We start from the raw sequence: 627 nt of genomic DNA, 5'->3' as shown, positions 1-627 counted from the left end.
TCACAGTTCCAGACAAGTCATGAGACTGGGAAAAAGTCAAAATCACCCCGCAGAAGGTTAGTAAAAAAGCAAAAATGCGTTTCAATGTTGTTGGCTTAGACAACAAAAAAAGCTTATATATCCTTAAAAAACTGACAATGAAACTATAACATTTCGTTAAAACCGTTTAAAGACTACTTTTTTTGGTTTTCGAGATACTTTTCATACTTTTTTTCCAGGAATTGTAAAATTTCTAAATCGTTATTGGAAGTACAAATGACAACAAAATGATCATCTTCTTCACAGAAATGGAAAAACTCATTTTGTTTGTCTTCATCTAATGGATGCAACTCAAAGAACATGGTTGAAAATTTCACTTTAATATCATGTAACAGTTCCGATCTTTGCTCTAAAGCCACATGTTGTTTTAGTACCTTGGTTCTTCCAGAAATTGCATTTAAAATAGGCTCTACCGGAACATTTAATGTGAGTACCTGAAGCATTATGGTTTTGAAAGCGACACCCTCGCCATTAGCTTGGGATAATCGGCGTTCACTCTGCGTTGCGACTTTTCCCGTGTAACCAGGTATACCAACATCAAAAAAATTAATAGGCGCTTCTCCTGTGGTATTTTTAATATCCGCTAGT

The 627-nt window shown here is 35.1% G+C and carries 1 pseudogene; it reads right to left on the bottom strand.

Features of this window, described 5'->3' with window-relative positions:
- Window positions 1-173 precede the first annotated feature (173 nt).
- A pseudogene (locus A6I66_RS16770) lies at window positions 174-627 on the bottom strand (hypothetical protein); the annotation flags it as partial.

It is taken from the genome of Pseudotamlana agarivorans, from assembly GCF_001642835.1.
Classification (GTDB): Bacteria; Bacteroidota; Bacteroidia; order Flavobacteriales; family Flavobacteriaceae; genus Pseudotamlana; species Pseudotamlana agarivorans.
The sequence above is the reverse complement of the archived record's forward strand: the minus strand, read 5'-3'. Positions and strand labels throughout refer to the sequence as shown.